Annotated in this window: 4 protein-coding genes; all 4 read left to right on the plus strand. The window is 71.9% G+C overall.

Translation table 11 applies throughout. From position 1 onward, the window contains the following. The first annotated feature begins 462 nt into the window (after window positions 1-462). Complete coding sequence (mihF, locus tag E1281_RS38810; RefSeq protein WP_026405770.1) at window positions 463-789, plus strand: integration host factor, actinobacterial type; 327 nt, start codon at window positions 463-465, stop codon at window positions 787-789. 159 nt (window positions 790-948) lie between these two features. Beyond that, window positions 949-1,542: a guanylate kinase gene (gmk, locus tag E1281_RS38815; protein WP_131884681.1), complete on the plus strand. Its 594-nt coding sequence runs from the start codon at window positions 949-951 to the stop codon at window positions 1,540-1,542. A 39-nt stretch (window positions 1,543-1,581) separates the two neighbouring features. Further along, window positions 1,582-1,866 carry a DNA-directed RNA polymerase subunit omega gene (gene rpoZ, locus E1281_RS38820; protein WP_131884682.1) on the plus strand — a complete coding sequence of 95 codons (285 nt, stop codon included), beginning with the start codon at window positions 1,582-1,584 and terminating at the stop codon, window positions 1,864-1,866. 60 nt (window positions 1,867-1,926) lie between these two features. Then, a partial coding sequence (gene coaBC, locus E1281_RS38825; protein WP_131884683.1) for a bifunctional phosphopantothenoylcysteine decarboxylase/phosphopantothenate--cysteine ligase CoaBC occupies window positions 1,927-3,111 on the plus strand: 1,185 nt, incomplete at its 3' end.

Here is a 3,111-nt window from a genome sequence, read left to right on the forward strand (position 1 = left end):
TCCGGGAGGGGAGCGGTCTTGGCGGTCGGCGTGCTGTCGAGGATGGCAGTAACGGTCGCGGCGCGACGTGCGGAACGGCGTGGCGTGACGAGAGTCACTCGGTCGGGACGGTTTGTGGGAGACCTCACAGGAGGCCCGCCGCGGGGCCCCGCCGGCGGGTTGCGGGCGCGTCGCGCGGCGCCCCGGCGAGGGGTCGAACAGTAGCCGCAAAGCGGTGCCCGGTGCCGTATATGGGGTCGGAACGGGGGGATTTTCACGATCATGCGAAAGTCCCAGCAAGGCGGCGGGATGCGCCGGTGGGGGCGCGCAGTTGTGTACACTCTGTATTCAGGACACTCCAAGGAGTGATTTTCATGAATTTATGGCGGGCTAAACGGCACTTCACGTTGCCTAAAGGGCGGTGAACTCGCTAGTTTCCCAACCCGTCCGACTCCGTCGAGTGGAAACCTGAGGTGACCCGGCGTGGCTCTTCCGCCCCTAACCCCCGAACAGCGCGCCGCAGCCCTGGAGAAGGCTGCCAAGGCTCGCAAGGAGCGGGCCGAGGTTAAGAACCGGCTCAAGCACGGGGGAACCTCGCTCGCCGAGGTTCTCAAAGAGGGTCAGTCCGACGACGTCATCGGAAAGATGAAGGTGTCGGCCCTTCTGGAATCACTGCCCGGTGTGGGCAAGGTCCGTGCGAAGCAGATCATGGAGCGCCTGGGCATCGCCGAGTCCCGCCGTGTGCGGGGCCTCGGCGCCAACCAGCGCGCATCCCTGGAGCGTGAGTTCGGCGGAAGTGCGAACCGCTGACGCGCGACTCACGGGCGGGCGCGGCGGCCAGACCGCCGCGGCCGGCTCGGGGCGACCCGAATCCGGCACCATCCCGTCCGGCTCCGGCGCGGCGGTCGAGCAGTTCTCATTCCCGGCAGGCCCGTGCAGGCCACGCCTCCGCGGACAGGCCGGTTGAGAATGAGCGACCCCGTGCCGGAAGGCTCCGAACCGCATGACCCGCTCACGCGGCGGCTGACGGTCCTGTCAGGGCCGTCGGGCGTCGGCAAGAGCACGGTCGTCGCCGAGATCCGGCGATCACACCCCCGGGTGTGGCTGTCGGTCTCGGTGACCACCCGGCCCCCCCGGCCGGGTGAGACCCACGGTGTGCAGTACTACTTCGTCGACGACGCCGGTTTCGACCGGCTCGTCGACGAGGGAGAGCTCCTCGAATGGGCCGAGTTCGCGGGCAACCGCTACGGAACCCCGCGGCGGCCCGTCGAGGAGCGCCTCGCCCGCGGCGAGCCGGTGCTCCTGGAGATCGACCTCCAGGGCGCCCGGCAGGTGCGCCGCTCCATGGCCGAGGCGCGGCTGGTGTTCCTCGCGCCGCCGAGCTGGCAGGAGCTCGTCCGCCGGCTGACCGGCCGCGGCACCGAGCCCCCCGAGGTCGTCCAGCGCCGCCTGGACGCCGCCCGCGTCGAACTGGCCGCGGAGAAGGAGTTCGACGTCACGCTCGTCAACACGTCCGTCCAGGACGTGTGCGATGAGCTGCTAGCCTTGATGGTTGTTCACTAGCGTGGCATCCGCCCTCGCCGGCGGACGAAGACCGAAGACATGGACGCGAGACCTAGGGAAGGCCACCGAGTGGCAGCCAGCAATGAGGGCATCACCAACCCGTCGATCGACGAGCTCCTAGAGGTCGTCGACACCAAGTACGGCCTCGTGAGCATCGCGGCCAAGCGCGCCCGGCAGATCAACGCCTACTACGCCCAGCTGGGCGAGGGCCTGCTGGAGTACGTCGGCCCGCTCGTCGAGACGCAGGTCCAGGAGAAGCCGCTGTCGATCGCCCTGCGCGAGACGCGGGAAGGCCTCCTGAACGCCGAGCCCATCGAGGGCTGAGGCCCCCCGGGGGCGACCCCGGCGCACACGCGTCCGGCGCCTGATGGGACAGTGGCCGACATGACCTCCTCCCCGAAGCCGCGCGTCGTGCTCGGAGTGAGCGCCGGCATCGCCGCGTACAAGGCGTGCGAGCTGCTGCGGCGGCTCACCGAGTCGGGACACGACGTCACCGTCGTCCCGACCGCCGACGCGCTCCGCTTCGTCGGGGAGCCCACCTGGGCGGCGCTGTCCGGCAATCCGGTCTCCACCCGGGTCTGGGACGGCGTCGCCGACGTCCCGCACGTGCGGCTCGGGCAGGCCGCCGACCTGGTGTTCGTCGCCCCCGCCACCGCGGACCTGCTGGCCCGCGCCGCGAGCGGGCTGGCCGACGACCTGCTCACCAACACCCTGCTCACCGCGCGGTGCCCGGTCGTGTTCGCGCCCGCGATGCACACCGAGATGTGGGAGCACCCGGCGACACGGGCGAACGTGGCGACGCTGCGGGCGCGCGGCGCCGTGGTGGTCGAACCGGCCGCGGGGCGTCTCACCGGCAAGGACACCGGCCCCGGCCGGCTGCCCGAGCCGGCCGAGCTGTTCGAGGTCGCCCGGCACGTCCTGGCCCGCGGCCCCGGCGGCCGCGACCTCGCCGGGCGGCACGTCGTCGTCTCCGCGGGCGGCACCCGGGAGGCCATCGACCCCGTCCGCTTCCTCGGGAACCGCTCGTCCGGCCTGCAGGGCCACGCGCTCGCGCGCACCGCCGCGGCCCGCGGCGCCCGGGTCACGCTCGTCTCCGCCAACGTCGCGCTGCCCGAGCCGGCCGGGGCGGAGATCGTCCCCGTCGGATCGGCCGAGGAGATGCGCAAGGCCGTCCTGGAGGCCGCGCGCGCCGCCGACGCGGTCGTCATGGCCGCCGCCGTCGCGGACTTCCGCCCCTCCGGCTACCGGGGATCGAAGATCAAGAAGACCGAGGGCGGCGAGCCGGAGCCGATCCGGCTGGTCAAGAACCCCGACATCCTGGCCGAGCTGGGTGATACCCGCCACCCCGGGCAGGTCGTCGTCGGCTTCGCCGCCGAGACCGAGGACGTCCTGGACAACGGCCGCGAGAAGCTCGCCCGCAAACGCAGCGACCTCCTCGTCGTCAACCAGGTCGGCGAGGACCTGACGTTCGGGCGCCCCGACAACGCCGCCGTGATCCTCGGCGCCGACGGCTCCCAGACCGACGTTCCGCGCGGTGCCAAGGAGGCGCTCGCCGAGGTCGTCTGGGAC

The organism is Actinomadura sp. KC345 (assembly GCF_004348515.1).
Taxonomy (GTDB): Bacteria; Actinomycetota; Actinomycetes; order Streptosporangiales; family Streptosporangiaceae; genus Spirillospora.

Bases quoted from the DNA above. Each gene is read 5' to 3' on its own strand.
- rpoZ (WP_131884682.1), top strand. From the start codon at position 1,582: ATGGACGCGAGACCTAGGGAAGGCCACCGAGTGGCAGCCAGCAATGAG.
- gmk (WP_131884681.1), top strand. From the start codon at position 949: ATGAGCGACCCCGTGCCGGAAGGCTCCGAACCGCATGACCCGCTCACG.